A 19,634-nucleotide genomic window follows, 5' to 3' on the forward strand; every position below is an offset into this window, starting at 1 on the left:
CGAATCTTAAATCAAATATTCGATATAATACCACCTTTTCATCGATTTAACCATACTAAGTCTAGAGATGGGTCCGTTTGAATAGTACCCAAACTCGTTGTTATGACTTTACCTAAAAAACTTCAAATCTTTAGTTTCTGGTCTATTGTATTCTTTTCTATAGTATTTGTTGCCAATTCCTGTTCTACGGACTCTGAAGCTTTCGGAGATTTAAATGCTGAAGAAGAACCGTTAGGAGACAATATGGATCCCGATAATTCCGATGATCAGAATGGAGCTGTAACCAATGATTGCCCAGCAGGTGGGGATACCTTCTTTGCCGAAAGCAGCGGGCTCATTTCCATTGAATTTGAAAACAACAGCTTTGGTGGAGATTGGGAACTAAGAAATGATGCAAACGATGTTTCGGGGCAAGGCTATATGGTTTGGACTGGACCCCAACGTTTGAACCAGCCCGGAGAGGGGATGGTTACCTATCTAATTCAGGTAAACAACCCTGGGACCTATCAATTTCTTTGGAAATCTTCATTCCGCCAAGGCGATAATGGAACCGAGCATAACGATTCTTGGCTTCGCTTTGTCAATGCCAACGACTTTTTTGGTGAAAAAGCCAGTGATGGGAGTATTGTTTATCCCAATGGCTCAGGTAAAGAACCCAATCCAGAGGGGTCTTCTTCTGACGGTTGGTTTAAAATCTATCGCAGTGGAGACGACAACTCGTTTATATGGCAGGCAAGAACGTCTGATAACGATGCCCATGATATTTTTGTGACCTTTTCTGAAGAAGGAATTTATACCATGGAAGTGTCCGCTCGCTCCTCGTTTCACGGGATAGATAGGTTTTTGCTGTTCAATAGGGAAATGTTTTCCAGACAAGCGGCAATCGATGCAGCAGATACGTTTAGTTCAGAGAATAATTGTGATTGATACTACCAAAACCTAGAAAGGCAAATTTCCCAAATCCACATTCCCGCCAGAAATGATAATGCCCACTTTCTGATTGGCAAATTGTTCTTTTTCTTTAAGTACGGCTGCAAAAGCTACAGCGCAGGAAGGTTCACATACAATTTTTAGTCGCTCCCAAAGCAACTTCATGGCTTGGACAATCTCTTCTTCTGTCACACGAATAATTTGTTCGACGTGTTTTTGAATAATGGGAAAGTTTTTATCCCCCAATTGGGTTTTAAGTCCATCGGCAATGGTGTTTATGGTGTTGTTGGTCTCAATTTTTCCGCTGATTAATGAACGATACGCATCATCCACTTCAAAAGGCTCACCTCCATAAACCTTGCAATCCTTGCCAAAGTAATGTGCGGAAAGGGCAGTTCCTGCAATAAGTCCCCCACCTCCCACAGGGGCAAAAACAGCATCTAGATTGGGATATTCCTCCAGAAGTTCTTTGCATGCGGTTCCCTGACCCAAAATCACTTCATTGTCATTGGATGGATGCAAGAAGGTTGCCCCTTTTTCTTGACGAATTTTTTCTGAAGCGAGTTCACGTGCTTCTAAGGTAGGTTCACATTCAATGACCTCTCCGCCGTAGCCTTTCACCGCTTCCTTCTTAACCTTTGGCGCACTGGAGGGCATCACGATAAAGGCGGGGACCCCTAGACTTTGGGCTGCTAACGATAGGGCTTGTGCAAAGTTTCCAGAGGAATGGGTCACAACCCCTTTTTTTCTAGCATCTTCTGGTAATTGTAAGATAGCATTTGCGGCACCACGCATTTTAAAGGCTCCCATGCGCTGGAAGTTTTCGCACTTGAAAAAGAGCTGCGCACTCGCAATACCATCCAAAAGTCGGGATGTGAGAACGGGGGTATTGTGGATGAAGGGTTTGATGCGTTCGTGGCAGTCCTGCAATTGTTGTTTGTCCATCCGAAGGAAATTATATCTCCCTAAAGATAGAAAAGCAATGCAAAGAGGAGTGCCTGAAGTCTAAAACATTTAATTGTAAAGTGCACTTTCTTCCTCCACAGGTGAAGCTATTCCGTTCATGCCCAACTCAGGAATGACAAGCAAAGGTATTTGAGTATGGAACGCTGTACGTTTTACGATGGGTTCCCGTGTCATTTTTTCCATATAACTGTGCTGATAATTCAGCATGGCCAACAAATGGATGTCCAACTCATCTGAGAACATTTCAAGGGTATGGGAAACAGAATTGAGCTCTGAAACCGTATGCACGTAATGTTCTGTGTCCTTCATATAACGCCGTAGCATGTTCAGGTTGAACTGTTGCAACTCTGAAAGCGCCTTTAATTTATACTGTACATGTACTATCCTAATTGTTGCCTTAAACATTTCAGCCAATTCCAACAAAGGCTGCAGCTCTGAGTTACTGTAAAAGCGGTTGAAATCTGTAGCAAATGCAATCTCAGAAGGTGCAACAAATTCAAAGTGCTGCGGAATGGCCAAAACAGGACAGCGTTTTGTATTTTTTATAATTCGAACTGTATTACTGCCCATAAATACTTCGTCAATACCCGAGGCACCCTTGGTTCCAGTAATTACCAAGTGAATGCCAAACTCTTCAACTATATCCTTTACTTCTTCCACCAATAGATTGAAAGAGGAAATGGTTTCAAAAGTATGATTGGGATTATTAAACCCTTTTTTGACACGTTCAACGGTTTGTTGCAAGCCCTTTTCCGAAGCATCTCTCACGGCATCCACGATACGAACACCATCCACCGCGTTAGCCATAAAACGGCTATTTGGAATCACCGGAGTATATGTGTTCAAAAAATAGAAAGTACACTTCCGGTAGCGGAACAAGTGCATGGCATACGAAATGGCGTTCCATGCATTTTCCGAAAAATCTGTTGGGATAAGAATCTTTTGCATTGTTTCAATAGTAAAAACAATGTAAAAGTAGAATAGTCGTCAGCGGTGTACTATGACATTTGTCAGCTTCTGAAATTAGAAGCCATCCACAAGTTCTTGGAGCTTTTTTTGATTCTTTATGCCAATTCGTTTCCCTGAAGTATGGATAAGACCTTGTTTCTTGAAATCGGAAATGATACGAATGGCCGATTCTGTTGCGGTTCCTACCACATTCGAAATGTCTTCCCTGGAAAGAGTTAAGGTCAAAAAGCCTTCCTCATCTTCGCCAAAGTTGTTTTTTAAATAAAGGAAAGCTTCGGCAACTCTTTGTTTTACCGTCTTTTGCGACATATTCACGATAACATCATCCGCTTCCTTCAAATCGTGGGCCATATGGCGCAACACTTCCAAAGTAAAATTGGGATTGCTTTGGAGCGTGGTGTTTATACTTTCCTTGGGGATAAAACACACTTCCATATCGGAAACGGCAATAGCCGATAGATTGGCAGACTCTTCTGCGATTACTGATCGTTGACCAATAACCTCTCCTTTTGTGGCCAATTTTACAATTTGGTCTTTGCCATTGGGGCTAAGCTTGGATAGTTTGGACACCCCATTGCGGACACAAAAAACACCATTCAATTTGTCTCCCTCTTCGAAAAGAGGTTCCCCCTTTTTAAGTTTTTTGGTGGTTTTGGAATCGGATACCTTTTTGAGCTCTTCCTTGCTCATGGCACGAAGGGAGTTAAACTGCCTGATAATACAATTCTCACACCTGCTATTTTCCATAATTTAATTTTACCTGACACTTAAAATTACGGTTTCTTTGGGAGATGAAACCTGTAATTTTTTAGGAATTAAGCCGCTATGATTTCCAATCCTGATTTGGATGCAATGTACAATTCACTTTTTTGGATATCTATCAGCTTTAAATCCTTGAATTTCCTGAGCAAATTGATGATATATTCGGGAGAAGTTCCCAACACGGAGGCCATATCATCACGCTTTATTTTTATGTTAAGTCTACCTTTTTCATCAGTACCAAACTTATTGGCCAGATACAGAAGAAGTTTGGCCAACCTCGACTTTATCCCTTTGGAGGAATAAAACAACATCCTAGTATTGTCATTGATATCGGCATCCTCAATCAATGAATCCAAAAAATCCTGACAAAACTTTGGATTGCCCTCTAGATTCTTTTGAATTTCGAATTTATCCAAACAACAAAGTTCGGTTTCAGTCAAGGCAATAGCACTTACCCTGGCCCCCAGATTGGTTGCCACCGACCTTTTACCCATAGCCTCACCTTCTCCCAAAAAACGTAGAATGTGTTCCTGTCCCGAATTATCTGTTTTGCTGAATTTACAAGCCCCTTTTTTTATACAGAAAAGTTTGTTCAATGACTGACTTTCCTCGAAAACCAGGCTTCCTTTAGGAAGTTTTACAGATTCGGAAGTTGATAATAATCGTTCTCTGGCTTTTGAAGATAGGGACTCAAAATCCTTTAGTTGCTTGTTCCGTATTTTGGTGCAGTTGCCCATAGGACAAAGATAGTTTGGCCCATTTCTGTAAAAGCTGACATAAGTCATATTTTTCTACAGTCGCATAGATCACTTTTGTGATAGGTAAAAGCAAAAGTGTATGTTGGACGATACGTGCTATCATTGTGGGGACTCCTGCGAGGGCAAGCCAGTCCATTTTGATGAAAAGGTTTTTTGTTGCCATGGCTGCAAAACGGTTTATGAAATCTTTTCGGATAATGGGTTGACCTACTTCTATGAGTTGGAGGCTAAGGCAGGTTCTACCCCAAATCCCATTCAAAAGAAATATGATTTCTTGGATAATCCTGAGATTGCATCACAGTTAGTGGAGTTTGATGAGGAAAGTATTCAAGTAGTCAATTTAAGCATTCCCAACATTCACTGTAGCTCTTGTATTTGGTTATTGGAAAACTTGAATAGGTTGCATGAGGCAATTTCCGTTTCCCAAGTCAACTTTCCGGCCAAAACGATTAGGGTTACCTATAAAACAGAAACCTTTTCTCTAAAAGCGTTGGTCCTTTTGTTATCTAGTATAGGTTATGAACCGTATCTCTCGTTGGAGGATTATGCCAAAAAAGGAAAAAAAACAGATAGGTCTCTCATATATAAGTTGGGTGTGGCCGGTTTTGCCTTTGGTAATGTTATGCTGCTTTCCTTTCCAGAGTATTTCGAGGTTGAAGAATTTTGGTTGGAACAATATAAGGTAGTGTTTCGGTGGTTGATGTTTACCTTCTCAATTCCCGTGGTATTTTATGCTAGTCAGGATTACTTTAAGTCAGCAATAAAAGGACTTCGTTCAAAAATGCTGAATATTGATGTTCCCATTGCATTGGGAATATTGGTCCTCTTCCTTAGAAGCTCGGTGGATATTATCTGGGATTTGGGTTCGGGCTTTTTTGATAGTTTGACTGGGTTGGTTTTCTTTTTGTTGTTAGGGAAGTTCTTTCAGCAGAAAACCTATGCTTTTTTATCCTTCGAACGGGATTACAAATCCTATTTTCCTATTGCGGTCACTCGTTTGGGAGCGAACAATTTAGAGGAAAACATACAAATCTTTGAAGTAAGAAAGGGCGACCGCCTGTTGATTCGTAACCAGGAAATTCTTCCTGTAGATTGTATACTTATTCAAGGTTCTGCTGAAATTGATTACAGCTTTGTTACCGGTGAATCAAAATCCGTGGCCAAAGAAAAAGGAGAGCGGTTGTTTGCGGGAGGTAAGCAACTCTCAGGAGTTCTCGAAGTTGAGGTGCAAAAGTCGGTCTCCCAAAGCTACTTGACCCAATTATGGGGTAATTCTGTTTTTGCAAAAGACAAAGCCAGCAATTTTCAAACGCTTACGGATGGAATAGGAAGGAGATTTACAATGGCTGTCCTTACCATCGCTACTTTGGCTTCGACCTATTGGTTGATGCATGAGCCCAGTATGGCGCTGAATGTATTCACAGCAGTATTAATTATTGCCTGTCCATGTGCTATTGCGTTGGCAGCACCATTTACATTAGGCAATATGCTGCGAATTTTTGGCAAGCATAAATTCTATTTAAAGAATTCCAATGTTATTGAACGCTTGGCTAAAATCGATGCAGCTATTTTTGACAAGACGGGAACGATTACCACAACCCAAGAAGATGCCGTCTTCTACGAAGGCCTCGAATTGAGCACTGCTGAAAAGAATATGCTCAAAACCACTTTACGTGCTTCCAGTCACCCGCTGAGTCGTTCGTTGTATTCGATTTTACAATCCAATGATATTGTCACTTTAGATGAGTTTCAGGAACACGAAGGAAAAGGATTAGAAGCAAGGGCCAACCAAAGAACAATAAAAGTGGGCTCCGCGTCCTATGTGGGTCGGGAACAAACTTCAAAAGCTTTAAATACTTCGGTGTATGTGAGCACGGATGAGGAAGTAAAGGGAAGGTTTGTGTTCAAAAATCAGTATAGGGAAGGTGTGGATGAAGTGTTCAGGGAATTGCAACAATCCATGGAGCTGGGAATTCTCTCAGGAGACAATGACGGGGAAAGAGTGCGACTTCAAAAAATCCTTCCGCCTAATGCAAAAATTGCCTTCAACCAAAAACCAGAAGACAAGCTCAACTTTATTAAAGACTTACAGCAAACCAAAAAGGTATTAATGGTAGGTGATGGATTAAATGATGCAGGAGCCTTGGCCCAAAGCGATGTGGGAATCGCCGTCTCTGAAAATATCAACGTATTCTCACCCGCATGTGACGGTATTTTGGATGCTAGGGTATTGGATAGATTGCCATTGTTCATGGCACTATCCAAAAAGTCAATCAAAATAATCAAGATAAGTTTTCTACTGTCCCTTTGCTACAATGTAATTGGGCTGTATTTCGCAGTTACCGGGCAGTTACAGCCGGTTATTGCTGCTATTCTTATGCCTTTAAGCTCCATAAGCGTAGTGGCATTTACAACATTGTGTGTCAATATTTTGGGAAGGAAATTAAAATAATTCTAAAGCTGACATATGTCATTTTTTGACCCGTTTCGCAAATGTAGTTTTACACCAAATTCAGGTAGGTATGAGTGTGATTTATGTATTGCTGACCATTAGTATATGTGTCGCTCTAATTTTTTTTATGGCCTTTATCCGGTCCGTAAGAGCTGGCCAATACGATGATTCATATACTCCCTCAGTTCGCATGTTGTTCGAAGATGAGCTGGTTCTGTCTGATGAGGATACCCAAATAAAAAAGTCAGAAATAACAAATCAAAATAAAGATACTAATCAATAAATATGGAAATAGAACAGTTTCGGTACGATAACAAAATCGTTCAAAAGTTTTTATATGCCACCATGCTATGGGGTGTGGTAGGCATGTTGATAGGTCTTCTCTTGGCCTTTATGTTTTTATTCCCAAATATTACAGATGGAATTTCTTGGTTGAGTTTTGGACGTCTACGTCCATTGCACACCAATGCCGTGATTTTTGCATTTGTAGGGAACGCCATTTTTGCAGGAGTCTATTACTCTCTACAACGATTGTTGAAAGCTAGAATGTTCAGCGATGCGCTGAGCAACATCAATTTTTGGGGATGGCAGTTGATCATTGTGGCGGCGGCCCTAACACTTCCGTTGGGGTATACGACTTCTAAAGAATATGCTGAACTGGAATGGCCCATCGATTTGGCCATCGCGGTAGTTTGGGTGGTCTTTGGATGGAACATGATTGGAACCATTTTAAAACGTAGACAACGCCACCTATATGTTGCCGTATGGTTTTATCTAGCCACATTCGTTACCGTAGCCGTGCTTCACATTTTCAATAGTTTGGAGCTTCCGGTTGCTGCCTTAAAGAGTTATTCGGTTTATGCTGGTGTGCAAGATGCGCTGGTGCAATGGTGGTACGGACACAATGCGGTGGCCTTCTTCTTGACGACACCCTTTTTGGGGTTGATGTACTACTTTGTGCCCAAAGCAGCGAATAGACCGGTCTATTCTTACCGATTGTCTATTGTGCACTTCTGGTCCTTGATTTTTATCTACATCTGGGCCGGGCCTCACCACTTATTGTATTCCGCTTTGCCCGATTGGGCCCAGAATCTTGGTGTTGTCTTTTCTGTAATGTTGATAGCACCATCATGGGGAGGTATGATCAATGGATTATTGACCCTTCGTGGTGTATGGGACAAGGTAAGAAGTGATGCCACCCTGAAGTTCATGGTGGTTGCCATCACAGGTTATGGTATGGCCACTTTTGAAGGTCCCATGCTTTCCCTTAAAAATGTAAACGCCATTGCGCACTTTAGTGACTGGATTATTGCTCACGTACATGTTGGAGCCTTGGCCTGGAATGGATTCCTGACTTTCGGTATGATTTATTGGTTGGTGCCCAAAATGTTCAAGACGACATTGTATTCCAAAGGTCTGGCCAATTTCCACTTTTGGATAGGTACTCTGGGAATCATCTTGTATGCGTTACCGATGTATGTAGCAGGATTTACCCAAGCGTTGATGTGGAAAGATTTCAACCCAGACGGAAGTTTGGTCTATGGTAACTTCTTGGAAACCGTGACCCAAATCATTCCAATGTACTGGATGCGTGCCATTGGAGGTACTCTATTCATTGTAGGGATGTTGATTATGGTATACAACATTATAGTGACCATACGAAAAGGAAGCAGTGTTGAAGACGAATTGGCCGAAGCTGCTCCGCTTACTCGGGTATCCAAGAAAAGATTGGCGGGCGAAACCTTCCACAACTGGTTGGAAAGAAAACCTGTTCAGTTAACCATTTTGGCTACAGTAGCCATTTTGATAGGTGGAATTATCCAAATTGTACCAACGATTTTGGTAAAATCCAACATACCAACAATTACAAGCGTCAAACCCTATACACCTCTTGAGTTGGAGGGTAGAGACCTATATATCCGGGAAGGATGTGTAGGATGTCACTCCCAGATGATTCGTCCATTCCGAAGTGAAGTGGAACGCTATGGGGAATATGCCAAAGCTGGGGAATTTGTGTATGATCACCCATTCCTTTGGGGAAGTAAACGTACTGGACCTGATTTGCTTCGGGTTGGAGGCAAATACTCCGACAACTGGCATTTGAACCATATGTATGATCCGCAGAGTACCTCGGCAGGTTCCATAATGCCGGCTTATCAATGGTTGGTGACCAGTGCCCATGATAGAAGTGCTGTGGAAGCCAAAATGCGGGCTATGGTAAAATTGGGTGTCCCCTATACGGATGAGGATATAGAAACCGCGCAGGAATCTATGGCAGAACAAGCCTTGCAGATTGAAAAAAATCTGTATGCAGATCCTGAATTCGTAAGGACCTACGAAGCTGATAAGAAATATGCCCAAGAAAATGGAGAGGAATTTATCGAAATGCGGGATAGGGAAATTGTTTCTTTGATAGCGTACCTACAACGTCTGGGTACGGATATCAAGATAAAGGATACTGATGAATTAATCTCTCAAAATAAAGAGTAAAAGAACCAAGATGATAGAAAAAAGAAGAATAAAAAGACTTCAATAGTATTTGTCTTGCCTCTTTGCTCTATCATCTAAAATCTAAGAAAAGTCATGTTGAAATATGTAAAAAACCACATGGATAGTATTGAGGGAATTGCCAATTACCCTATGATATCCTTACTGATATTTTTCATCTTCTTCGTCCTTTTGTTCTGGTGGGTGGCTACAGCTTCCAAAGAGCACATCAAGGAAATGGGAGAATTACCACTAGATAACGATTACAACAACAAACCATAAAACTATGAGCACAAGAACACCTTGGTGGATTCGGATTCCGGTATTATTCTTTTTGATTTTTGGGTTAATGGAATATTTCATTGACTCGGGAGACAAACCGGCCATTTTAGAATATCCCGTTACCCAGTTTTTTATGCTGATGGTATTGATGATTCTAGTAGCGATAGAGCTTATTTTAAAATCTATCGAAAATGTGATGTTCCAGACCCTTTCCGAAGAGGCTAAAGAACGCTATTTGGCGGCAAAAACTGCGAAGCGCGAATGGACCTGGGGCAAAAAGATGTACCAAAGACTGACCCGAAGTCGAGCTATTGAAAGAGAACAAGAAATCATCATGGACCATAATTATGATGGTATCCGTGAGCTGGACAACGTACTCCCTCCATGGTGGGTATATATGTTTTATGCCACCATCATTTTTGGAGTGATTTATTTGATCAGATTCCATATCGCAGGGGACTATGACCAAGCTTTGGAATACGAACAAGAAGTTGCCGCGGCTAAAATTGCCATTGAAGAGTATAAAAAGACCGCAAAGAATCTTGTAGATGTCAATACGGTGGAGTTTTTAGCGGAGGCTTCTGATTTAAATGCCGGAGAAAAAATATTCACTACCAACTGTGTGGTTTGTCATATGGCCGATGGAGGAGGGGGAATTGGTCCCAACCTTACTGATCAACATTGGATTTTGGGCGGAGGCATCAAAAATGTCTTTAACACCATTTCCGAAGGAGGTAGGGATGGCAAAGGAATGGTAGCTTGGAAGCAAAGCCTTAAACCCGTTGAAATGGCGCAGGTGGCCAGTTATATCTTGACTTTGGGCGGCACCACACCTGCCAATCCAAAAGCACCAGAAGGTGAAATTTGGATAGACCCCGACGCTGAAGCGCCAGAAGCAGAACTGCCAGAGCAAGTGGTCGATTCTGTGGATGTAAGTTTGGAATAGAGAGGAGTTTTGGGATAACATATCCAGTTTGCTAGAGAAAGAAAGAAGGAAATGGAAGAGAACTTTAGGGATTCCATAGGGACGATTACCGAGGAGGGAACGAGAGCTTGGATATACCCCAAGAAACCCAGCGGAAGGTTTTACGACTACAGAAAATATGTAAGTTATACTCTTCTGCTTTTCCTTTTTGCGTCCCCTTTCATTAAAATCAATGGGCACCAATTTTTGATGTTCAACGTATTGGAACGGCGCTTCAATATTTTTGGCTTCCCTTTTTGGCCCCAGGATTTCCATCTGGTGGTAATCTCCATGATTGCCGGTGTAATTTTTGTGGCCCTTTTTACAGTCGCTTATGGCCGTATTTTCTGTGGATGGATGTGTCCACAGACCATTTTCATGGAAATGGTTTTCCGGAGGATTGAATATTGGATAGATGGAGATAGAGGCGCCCAAATGCGCTTGGATAAATCGCCTTGGAACGGCAAAAAAATTAGAAAGCGAGTCCTGAAATGGACCGTCTTCTTCCTAATTTCTTTTCTCATCGCCAATATCTTTCTGGCCTATTTGATCGGCAGTGATAGACTGATACGATATGTCACGGATGGTCCAATGGCCCATTTAGGGACTATTGTTCCTCTTCTGATTTTCACCGGGGTTTTCTATTTCGTGTTTGCTTGGTTTAGGGAACAGGTTTGTATAATCGCTTGTCCTTATGGTAGACTACAAGGCGTATTGCTAGATGATAAATCCATAGTGGTTGCTTACGACCATAAACGTGGGGAAGCTGAAAATGGGCGAAAGAAGTTCAGAAAGAACGAAGACCGGGATGCTTTGGGTTTTGGAGATTGTATCGATTGTTTTCAATGTGTGAATGTATGTCCTACCGGAATTGATATCAGAAATGGCACCCAGTTGGAATGTGTGAATTGCACCGCTTGTATCGATGAGTGTGACCATATTATGGACAGCATCAATAAACCTCGAGGGCTAATTCGATATGCTAGCGAAAACGAAATCACCAAAAAAGAAAAGTTCAAGTTTACTCCAAGGATGAAAGGCTACACGGCCGTGCTTGGAATTTTGATAGCAGTGTTGATAGGAATGCTCTTTCTTAGAAATGAATTGGAAGCCAACATTTTGAGACTTCCGGGTCAGCTGTATGAAAGAAAGGAAAACAATATTATCAGCAATGTATACACCTATAAACTGGTGAACAAAACCACTAAGGATATCTCGGATGTAAGCTTTAAGCTATTGTCCCACAAGGGGACAATCAAATTGGTGTCCAAAGATAGTTTTGAAGTACCTGCGGAAGAACTGGCAGAAGGCACACTTTTTATAGAAATCAATAATTCAGCATTAAATGGTGACAAAGACCGATTAAAAATCGGGGTATATAGTGGAGACAAACTGATTGAAACCACAGTTACCCAATTTTTAGCACCTAGAAGCTATAACTAAAAGAATAAGGATATGAAGATTAATTGGGGAACCGGAATCGTAATGGCATTTATCGCATTCATTTGTTTTATCCTATACTTTGTGGTCAGGATGAGTATGGATGACAGCGCCAACCATGACCTGGTGACAAAGGATTATTATAAGCAGGAATTGGCCTATCAAAATGAGATAGACGCAGCCAACTCTGCTTTAAAAAATGAAGCCAAATTGAAAGTGAAAAAAACTGAGAAAGGTATTATCATCACTTTTCCAGAACAATTTGACTTAAATAATATTACAGGTAAAGTGTCCCTATATAGACCGTCTAACAAGCACTTGGATTTTGACTTTCCTATAAGTTTGTCCAATACACATTTGCTCATACCTGACAATCGCTTGGTGGACGGTCGCTGGGACATTACTGTATCTTGGAATTACAAGAAACAGGTTTTTTTACACAAAGAAAAACTCACCTATTAAATGTTGATTCTTACCGCCATAGTCTTTGGGTTCTTGGGAAGTCTACACTGTTTGGGTATGTGTGGCCCCATTGCCTTTTTGCTGCCAGTGGATAGGGAAAACAACTGGCGCAAAATAGGTCAGCTTGCCCTCTACCACGGAGGACGGCTTATGGCGTATGGTATAATAGGATTGCTTTTTGGCTTTTTGGGTAAAGGTTTGGCTCTATTTGGAATACAACAGAAGCTTTCAATTGCCGTTGGCATTATGATGGTGGTTTTGGTATTGTGGCCTCGGCGTAATGCTAAAGCAAACAAATTGGCAGCACCTGTCTATCGACTTATTGGAAAAGTAAAATCCAAGTTGGGAGCAGAGCTCAAGAAAAAATCGGCGGATACTTTTCTGACCATAGGTTTCCTAAATGGTTTTCTGCCTTGCGGCCTGGTCTATATGGCCACTTTGGGGGCTATTGCTATGGGAAATACTTTTCAAGCGGGTCTCTACATGGTCCTTTTTGGAGTAGGAACCATCCCATTGATGACAACCGTAGTCTTTTCAAGCAAATGGTTAAAAGGACCTATTAAGGCAAAAGTTAAAAAAGCCATTCCTATTTTTGTGATACTGGTAGGTCTGTTGTTTATTGTTCGTGGTTTAGGGCTTGGAATTCCCTACGTTTCCCCAAAAATTTCCCAAAACGATATGGCAACTGCAAAAATTGAATGTCATCAACCATAAACCCATTTATTTATGAAAATTACTTCCATTGAAGAAGTGGTAAAAGAAGTGAAGTCAGGAGACCGCGTATTCTTACAGGGAGCGGCCATGACCCCAAATGAACTTATTGACGGACTTTGTGAGCGGCACAATGAACTGGAAAATGTTGAGCTTATTTCAATTCATACTGAAGGCTCTGCCAAGTATGTGCAAGAGCCTTACTACAATGCTTTTAGATTAAACTCATGCTTTGTGGGAGGCAATGTTCGAAAAGCAGTAAACACTCCAAGAGCGGGTTATATACCCATTTTTTTAAGTGAGATTCCTTGGCTTTTCAAAAACAATATTTTGCCTTTGGATGTAGCCATCGTTCAAGTTTCAAGCCCCGATAAACATGGGTTTTGCTCTTTAGGGGTTTCGGTGGATGTCGCATTGCCGGCGATAAGAACCGCAAAAAAGGTAATTGCCCAGATTAATCCACAGGTTCCCCGAACCCATGGTACAGGAATCATACATATTGACGAAATTACTTCAGCAGCGGAAGTGGATAGGCCCATTCATCAACATGAAGCTGGAGAGCTATCCGAAATTGAAAACAAGATTGGATTGAATGTAGCGTCTTTAATTGAAGATGGAGCAACATTACAAATGGGAATAGGAAATATTCCCAACGCGGTACTTTCCAATTTGGGAAACCATAAGAATTTGGGTATTCATACCGAGATGTTTTCAGACGGCGTGTTGCCTCTAATTGAGAGCGGAGTTATTAATGGTGCTGAGAAGAAGATTAAAATGGGCAAAATTGTAAGTTGCTTTGCTGTGGGGTCACAAAAGTTGTACGATTTCATCGATGACAATCCCATTTGTGATTTCAGGGATTCTGGGTACACCAATGATACGGCCAGAATTCGAAGAAACCCTAAAGTGACAGCAATCAATAGTGCTATTGAGATCGATTTGACAGGCCAAGTCTGTGCAGACACTATTGGAAGTTGGCAATTTTCTGGGGTTGGAGGGCAAATGGATTTTATCAGGGGAGCTTCTTTGTCAAAAGGAGGGAAACCTATTTTTGCAATGCCATCAGCAACCAACAAGGGAGTTTCCAAAATAGTTCCCTTTCTGAAGGAAGGTGCTGGAGTGACTACGACAAGGGCACACGTTCACTATGTTGCAACGGAACATGGGGTAGTCAATTTGTATGGAATGAATCTCCAACAAAGAGCAGATGCCCTTATTTCGATTGCACACCCTGATTTTAGGGAAGAATTGGAACAAGCAGCTTACAATCGGTTTAATGGAGCTTAAAAGTAAAAGGGAGGCGAAAGCCTCCCTTTTTTGTTGAACTACTACTTAAATATTAAACTAACCAACCAAAAAAAAGTCCAACTATTTAGATTTTAAATGTAATTACTGGGATGTTGGAATGATTTGCAACATCCTCCCCAATACTTCCCATAAAAAAGTGTGTTAGTCCCTTTCTGCCGTGGGTGGGAATACCTATTAAATCGGCACCAACTGCATCACTATAATTTAATATGCCTTTTTCAACCGAATAGTCATTGTAAATTTCTACGTTAAGGCCTTCTTTGGCCAGGTTCAAAAATTTGGAAACTCGAGTATAGATATCCTCAGTGCTCAAGAACTCATCCCCTGGTGTGTTGATGTAAATTAGCTTAAGGTCAGCTCCAAAAAGCTCCGCCATTTGCTTGGCTTTTTTTAGGGCAGGAATGTTTTCTTCTTTGTAGTTGCAGGCAAAGACAAAATTCTTTAATTGAAAATGTTCGACTTCACCCTTAACCACCAAAACAGGGATATCTGAGCTTCTTACTACACGCTCCGTATTGGAACCAATAAAAATCTCTTTTAATCCATCCGTGCCATGGGAACCCATCACAATTAGGTCAACTTCATGCTTTTTACCTATCTCATCAACCTCTTGGAAAACCTTGTAATGTTTGATGATTGGAATTATGTTAATTCCTTTTAAATAGGGTTTGTCCAAAAACTTGTTGAATCGCTGCTCTCCAACCTTAATAAGGTGAACCACTTGCTCTTGTGCTATATAGCCGGATTCACTCATTATGGAAGGCGAAAGCTCCAACATATGGAGAACATATAACTCTGATTTGTGTTCTTTCGCCAATGAGGCAGCTACTTTTAGTGCATTTTCGGACTGTTCTGAAAAATCTACTGGGACAATTATACCTTTCATTGTTATGGTTTTTAAAATTAAACGGTCATCGAAAACAATCGTGTTTCCGGTTTTTTTCTATGTAATTTCAAGTCAAAGGCCATGCAAATATTTCTGATATAAGGCCTACCCTTAGTGGTTACCATTATTTTGTTTGATTCTAGTGTTACCAAACCATCTCTTTCCATTTCCGTAAGATTTAGTTTGATTTGGTTGAACGCTTCCGAATCATTCTCTACTTGATTAAAATCAGTTTCGTATTGGCACATCAGGTTTAGGATATGCCTACGGATGGTTTCATCCTCAGTATTTAGAATATGTCCCCTGAAAATTGGGAGTAGACCATGTGATGTCAGATTTTGATATTCTTCCAAGCTTTTTACGTTTTGGGCAAAACCATACCAACTGTCACTTATGCTAGATACTCCCAATCCAATCATAAGATTTGTTTTGGAAGGAGTATAGCCCATAAAGTTTCGGTGAAGGTAACCTCCTACCATGGCTTTATATAGCTTATCCGTAGGCAACGCGAAATGGTCCATTCCCACATCACTATATCCAAAATCGGTGAGCATCTTTTTACCCATTTCGTATTGTGCTCTTTTTTCGGAAGCGTTAGGAAGGTCTTCATCCCGGTAACCGCGTTGACCATTGCCCTTCATCCAAGGCACATGGGCATAACTGTAAAAAGCAATCCGGTCTGGCTTCAGCTCTTGTGTCATCAAAACCGTCTGTTCCACATTTTCCAAAGTTTGAAAAGGAAGACCATAAATGATATCATGACCTACGGAAGTATATCCTATTTCCCTGGCCCAATCAGTCACTCTTTTTACATGTTCAAAGGGTTGAATTCTGTTTATGGCCTTTTGAACGGTTTCATTATAATCTTGCACACCAAAGCAGACTCTTTTGAACCCCACATTAAAAAGAGCCTGTAGATGTGCTTTGGTCGTATTGTTTGGATGTCCTTCAAAACTAAATTCAGCATCTTCTGCCTGTTTTCCCTTTCTGAGAATACCAGATATGAGGGTGGTGAGATTCTCAGGGGAGAAAAAGGTGGGTGTGCCCCCACCAAGGTGAAGTTCTTTTATTTTTGGTTTATCGCCTAAAAGATTCACATACAGTTCCCATTCCTTTAGTACAGCCTGTATATAAGGCAATTCTAAATCATGCCTCTTGGTAATTCTTTTGTGACAGCCACAAAAAGTACACATGCTTTCACAAAAGGGTAGATGGATATATAAACTGATACCTTCATCTTGGTTTTCCTGATATACCCGGGTCACCGTCGCTTTCCAAAGTTTGCCGGAAAAGCTTTCCAAATCCCAATACGGTACCGTGGGATAACTTGTATATCTTGGTCCGGGGACATTATATTTTTGAATCAGATGACACATAAACTTTAATTTATTGGGCTAAATTAGGTTCGTGGATATTGAGAAAACATGACAATTGTCAGCTAGTGTATTTAACCCGTATCCGTCTATCGTATTTGAAAGTTTATAGGAATGGCGTATGTGATTTTGGTTGCCTTTCCACGCTGCATTCCAGGTTTCATTGCAGGTAGCGAAGCGATCAGACGAACAGCTTCATCTTCCAATAAACGGTCTGGTCCTCTTCTTTGGATGTTGGTAACCCTCCCTTTTGTATCAATATCAAATTTGACAAATACACGACCTGAAATACGCATTTCAAGAGCAGGTACAGGGTACTTTAGGTTACTTTGGATGTGCTCTTGAATTTTTTGGTTGAAGCATGCTTTCCTTTCTTCTTCCGTAGGACAAGTGTCACATCCAGGAAATACAGGCGCATTTTCGATTACAGCAAAGGGAACGGATATTTCTTCCTCCTCTTCTCCAACCTCAACATCATCAATCCTAACAATAGCATCTTCAATGTAAAGGTCTTGACTGCTCTCAGTACTTTCTATGACCGTTTCCTCCACGTCTTCCATGTCCTCAACAATCTCAATTACGTCTGGAGCGGAGGGAGGAGGCGGGGGAGGAGCGGTAATAACATTTTTGGTCACGGGAACTTCTTCATCAAGATTATCCACAACCTGAACTACGTCTAATACTTCGGTTTCTTTTTCATATACTTTTACTTCAAGGGCTTGCCAAGTAACGAACAAAATTGAGCATAGGCCTATCATGAAATAGAGACTACTATTTCTGCCTACTTCTGCGTTGGGATTCTTTTTTGGTTTCATGACGTTTACTATTTAATTGAGATAAATTTAGAGACGTCATACCAGAAAAAATATGATAACTATCAGGTATTCAAGTAGATGAATAGATATGTGCCTGAATGGCAGGGTGGTAGGCTTAGTCTTTCCGAGTTTCCCAGATGAGGGCCGCAGCGCCACAAATGGCTGCTGTTTTCCCTTGCATGCCAGAATGCATTAGCTGTACTTTTCCTTTATATACATCCAAAAGGAATTCATTGAAGTAACGCTCCAAAGGTTCCATTATCCATTTACCGCTGTTGGTAAGTCCACCCATAAGAATAAAAGCTGCGGGTTGGGTAAACGCAGTAAAGTTGGCAAGGGCCTGCGCCATAATTTTTGCGGTATAATCAAAGGCCATAAGGGCAATTTTATCTCCTTCTTCAGCAGCTTTGGTAATATCTTCTCCATGCAGGTCATTAAAGGCAATGCTTCTAAATCGACTATCCACAAGGTATTTGGCCTGCATGTGCAGAATAGTTCTTTTTAATCCTGTTGCCGATACATAGGCTTCCAATCCACCTTTTACACCGAGTCCGGTCAACCTGCCATCTCCTATGGTCATGTCTACATGTCCCAACTCACCTGCAAAACCGTCGAAACCATCAATCAATTGTCCATTGGCTACAATACCGGCACCAAATCCGGTTCCTAAAGTAATGGCAATGAAATCTGTCATGTTTTTTGCACTTCCAAAAAGCATTTCCCCCAAAGCGGCTGCGCTGGCATCATTCATGATTCGCATTGGCATGGGCATTTTTTCTTGAAACTTTTCAAGAAAAGGAACACTACCTTTCCATAAAAGGTTGCTCGCATTCTCTATAGTTCCATTTTTACTGGATGCATTCGGAGCACCAATACCACACCCCAATATATTCAATGGCTTGTCAACACCTTTAATAAGATTTTCGGAGGTCTCCTTTAATTTGTTGAGATAGTCATCCAAATCTGGATATTCCTTGGTACGGAAAAAAGTTTTTTCTAGGCATTCTCCTTCCTTGTTGACCAAGCCTATTTTGGTTTTTGTTCCTCCTATATCGATTCCTATAACAACATCCATTGTAGTATGAGCAGCAGTTAGTTTATGACTTAAAGGTAGCTAATTATGATGCAAAAATGACACTAAATCAAATAGAAAATCATCAAAAAAGACCTACCTTAAAGAGGTTGTCCCTAAACCTGATTTCTGTCATATTTTAGGTCGAAGGGCCACTCTAATTTTGGGATGAATATTAAAATTTACAGGTATGAGCACAATAAATAAAATTCTGATTCCCTTCGATTTCTCTGAAGCTTCTGTGAACGCTTTGGAATACGCAATCAACTTTGTAGGACCAAATAGGGGTACTGATATACTCGCCCTTTACGTGGGTGTAATGCCCTCAACAGAAAAAGAAGAGAAAGAACTCAAAGAAAACTTCAGGAAAATATTAGGTTCCTTTAATGTGAAAACAAAGAATGAACCTGTCTTCAACAGCGTTTCAGGGAATGTTATAGAAACCATTTTGGTTACTCAAATCAATCAAAAGGTGGATTTGATTATTATGGGTACCATGGGAGATAAAACTACGGATGAGGCCATTACCCATACTTCAAAATTGGTTCTGGAAGCCAATTGTCCAGTGATTTCCATTCCATATGGATGCGAAGTCAAACAACCCAAGGAAATAGCTTTGGTAATGGGTAAAGAAGAAATAGAGGACAAAGAGGTGTTGAATATGCTTTTGACTGTTGCCAGAACGTTTAATTCCAAGGTACATGTTCTTACCATATATAAGGAATCGGTATATGCTGAAGAAGCCATTGTGGATAGGACTGAACATCTTTTGGAGTATTACTTGGAACATTTTTACACAGAGCATTCGTTCAGCAAGAATGAGGATATAGAGCAAGGGATTTTAAACTATATCAACGGAAAGAACATTGATTTACTGGCAATTTTACCCAGAAATCACTCGGTGGCAGGAACACCTTCTGAAGGTCGTTTGACCAAGCTTTTAACGCTTCATTCAGAGATTCCGGTATTGGCTTTGGACTGATTTATTCCATTTTGA

Annotated in this window: 19 protein-coding genes; 11 read left to right on the plus strand and 8 right to left on the minus strand. The window is 40.9% G+C overall.

Features of this window, described 5'->3' with window-relative positions; translation table 11 throughout:
• Positions 1-102: 102 nt before the first annotated feature.
• A complete protein-coding gene (locus ACSLUF_RS02595; RefSeq protein ID WP_435624579.1) occupies positions 103-927 on the plus strand; it encodes a hypothetical protein in 825 nt (274 codons plus the stop codon).
• Positions 928-939: 12 nt separating this feature from the next.
• Here the strand turns inward: ACSLUF_RS02595 and ACSLUF_RS02600 are convergent, their stop codons facing one another.
• The 4 genes from ACSLUF_RS02600 to ACSLUF_RS02615 form a co-directional block, all read right to left on the minus strand.
• Positions 940-1,875 carry a threonine ammonia-lyase gene (locus tag ACSLUF_RS02600; protein ID WP_435624580.1) on the minus strand — a complete coding sequence of 312 codons (936 nt, stop codon included), beginning with the start codon at positions 1,873-1,875 and terminating at the stop codon, positions 940-942.
• Positions 1,876-1,944: 69 nt separating this feature from the next.
• Positions 1,945-2,844 carry a universal stress protein gene (locus ACSLUF_RS02605; RefSeq protein WP_435624581.1) on the minus strand — a complete coding sequence of 300 codons (900 nt, stop codon included), beginning with the start codon at positions 2,842-2,844 and terminating at the stop codon, positions 1,945-1,947.
• Between the two features lie 75 nt (positions 2,845-2,919).
• Positions 2,920-3,612 (minus strand): Crp/Fnr family transcriptional regulator, encoded by a 693-nt coding sequence (locus ACSLUF_RS02610; RefSeq protein WP_435624582.1) that lies wholly within the window; start codon positions 3,610-3,612, stop codon positions 2,920-2,922.
• 68 nt (positions 3,613-3,680) lie between these two features.
• Positions 3,681-4,364, minus strand: coding sequence for a Crp/Fnr family transcriptional regulator (locus tag ACSLUF_RS02615; protein WP_435624583.1), 684 nt, complete (start codon positions 4,362-4,364; stop codon positions 3,681-3,683).
• Positions 4,365-4,464: 100 nt separating this feature from the next.
• Here ACSLUF_RS02615 and ACSLUF_RS02620 point away from each other — a divergent pair, with 100 nt between their 5' ends.
• The 9 genes from ACSLUF_RS02620 (at position 4,465) to ACSLUF_RS02660 (ending at position 14,470) form a co-directional block, all read left to right on the plus strand.
• Positions 4,465-6,837 (plus strand): heavy metal translocating P-type ATPase, encoded by a 2,373-nt coding sequence (locus tag ACSLUF_RS02620; protein WP_435624584.1) that lies wholly within the window; start codon positions 4,465-4,467, stop codon positions 6,835-6,837.
• Positions 6,838-6,907: 70 nt separating this feature from the next.
• Complete coding sequence (gene ccoS, locus ACSLUF_RS02625) at positions 6,908-7,120, plus strand: cbb3-type cytochrome oxidase assembly protein CcoS (protein WP_435624585.1); 213 nt, start codon at positions 6,908-6,910, stop codon at positions 7,118-7,120.
• A 2-nt stretch (positions 7,121-7,122) separates the two neighbouring features.
• Positions 7,123-9,327, plus strand: coding sequence for a cytochrome-c oxidase, cbb3-type subunit I (gene ccoN / locus ACSLUF_RS02630; protein ID WP_435624586.1), 2,205 nt, complete (start codon positions 7,123-7,125; stop codon positions 9,325-9,327).
• A gap of 93 nt (positions 9,328-9,420) precedes the next feature.
• Entirely contained in the window at positions 9,421-9,606 is a 186-nt protein-coding gene (locus ACSLUF_RS02635; protein WP_106144504.1) for a CcoQ/FixQ family Cbb3-type cytochrome c oxidase assembly chaperone, read from the plus strand.
• Positions 9,607-9,610: 4 nt separating this feature from the next.
• Entirely contained in the window at positions 9,611-10,552 is a 942-nt protein-coding gene (locus ACSLUF_RS02640; protein ID WP_435624587.1) for a cbb3-type cytochrome c oxidase N-terminal domain-containing protein, read from the plus strand.
• A 51-nt stretch (positions 10,553-10,603) separates the two neighbouring features.
• Complete coding sequence (gene ccoG / locus ACSLUF_RS02645) at positions 10,604-12,013, plus strand: cytochrome c oxidase accessory protein CcoG (RefSeq protein ID WP_435624588.1); 1,410 nt, start codon at positions 10,604-10,606, stop codon at positions 12,011-12,013.
• A 12-nt stretch (positions 12,014-12,025) separates the two neighbouring features.
• On the plus strand, positions 12,026-12,472 hold the full coding sequence (locus tag ACSLUF_RS02650) for a FixH family protein (RefSeq protein WP_435624589.1): 447 nt from the start codon (positions 12,026-12,028) through the stop codon (positions 12,470-12,472).
• Between the two features lie 3 nt (positions 12,473-12,475).
• A complete protein-coding gene (locus ACSLUF_RS02655) occupies positions 12,476-13,186 on the plus strand; it encodes a sulfite exporter TauE/SafE family protein (protein WP_435625862.1) in 711 nt (236 codons plus the stop codon).
• A 12-nt stretch (positions 13,187-13,198) separates the two neighbouring features.
• Entirely contained in the window at positions 13,199-14,470 is a 1,272-nt protein-coding gene (locus ACSLUF_RS02660) for an acetyl-CoA hydrolase/transferase family protein (protein ID WP_435624590.1), read from the plus strand.
• A gap of 85 nt (positions 14,471-14,555) precedes the next feature.
• Here the strand turns inward: ACSLUF_RS02660 and ACSLUF_RS02665 are convergent, their stop codons facing one another.
• From ACSLUF_RS02665 to ACSLUF_RS02680, 4 genes are all read right to left on the minus strand, one after another.
• Positions 14,556-15,377, minus strand: coding sequence for a universal stress protein (locus tag ACSLUF_RS02665; RefSeq protein ID WP_435624591.1), 822 nt, complete (start codon positions 15,375-15,377; stop codon positions 14,556-14,558).
• 17 nt (positions 15,378-15,394) lie between these two features.
• Positions 15,395-16,753, minus strand: coding sequence for an oxygen-independent coproporphyrinogen III oxidase (gene hemN, locus ACSLUF_RS02670; RefSeq protein WP_435624592.1), 1,359 nt, complete (start codon positions 16,751-16,753; stop codon positions 15,395-15,397).
• An 86-nt stretch (positions 16,754-16,839) separates the two neighbouring features.
• The gene (locus ACSLUF_RS02675; RefSeq protein ID WP_435624593.1) at positions 16,840-17,565 is read right to left on the minus strand and encodes an energy transducer TonB; all 726 of its coding nucleotides are present in this window, start codon (positions 17,563-17,565) and stop codon (positions 16,840-16,842) included.
• Positions 17,566-17,680: 115 nt separating this feature from the next.
• Positions 17,681-18,640: an ROK family protein gene (locus ACSLUF_RS02680; RefSeq protein WP_435624594.1), complete on the minus strand. Its 960-nt coding sequence runs from the start codon at positions 18,638-18,640 to the stop codon at positions 17,681-17,683.
• 187 nt (positions 18,641-18,827) lie between these two features.
• On the opposite strand from ACSLUF_RS02680, the gene ACSLUF_RS02685 reads away from it, so the two are divergent.
• A complete protein-coding gene (locus ACSLUF_RS02685) occupies positions 18,828-19,619 on the plus strand; it encodes a universal stress protein (protein ID WP_435624595.1) in 792 nt (263 codons plus the stop codon).
• Positions 19,620-19,634 lie beyond the last annotated feature (15 nt).

Origin of the sequence: Flagellimonas sp., assembly GCF_965601775.1 — a bacterium.
Lineage (GTDB): Bacteria > Bacteroidota > Bacteroidia > Flavobacteriales > Flavobacteriaceae > Flagellimonas.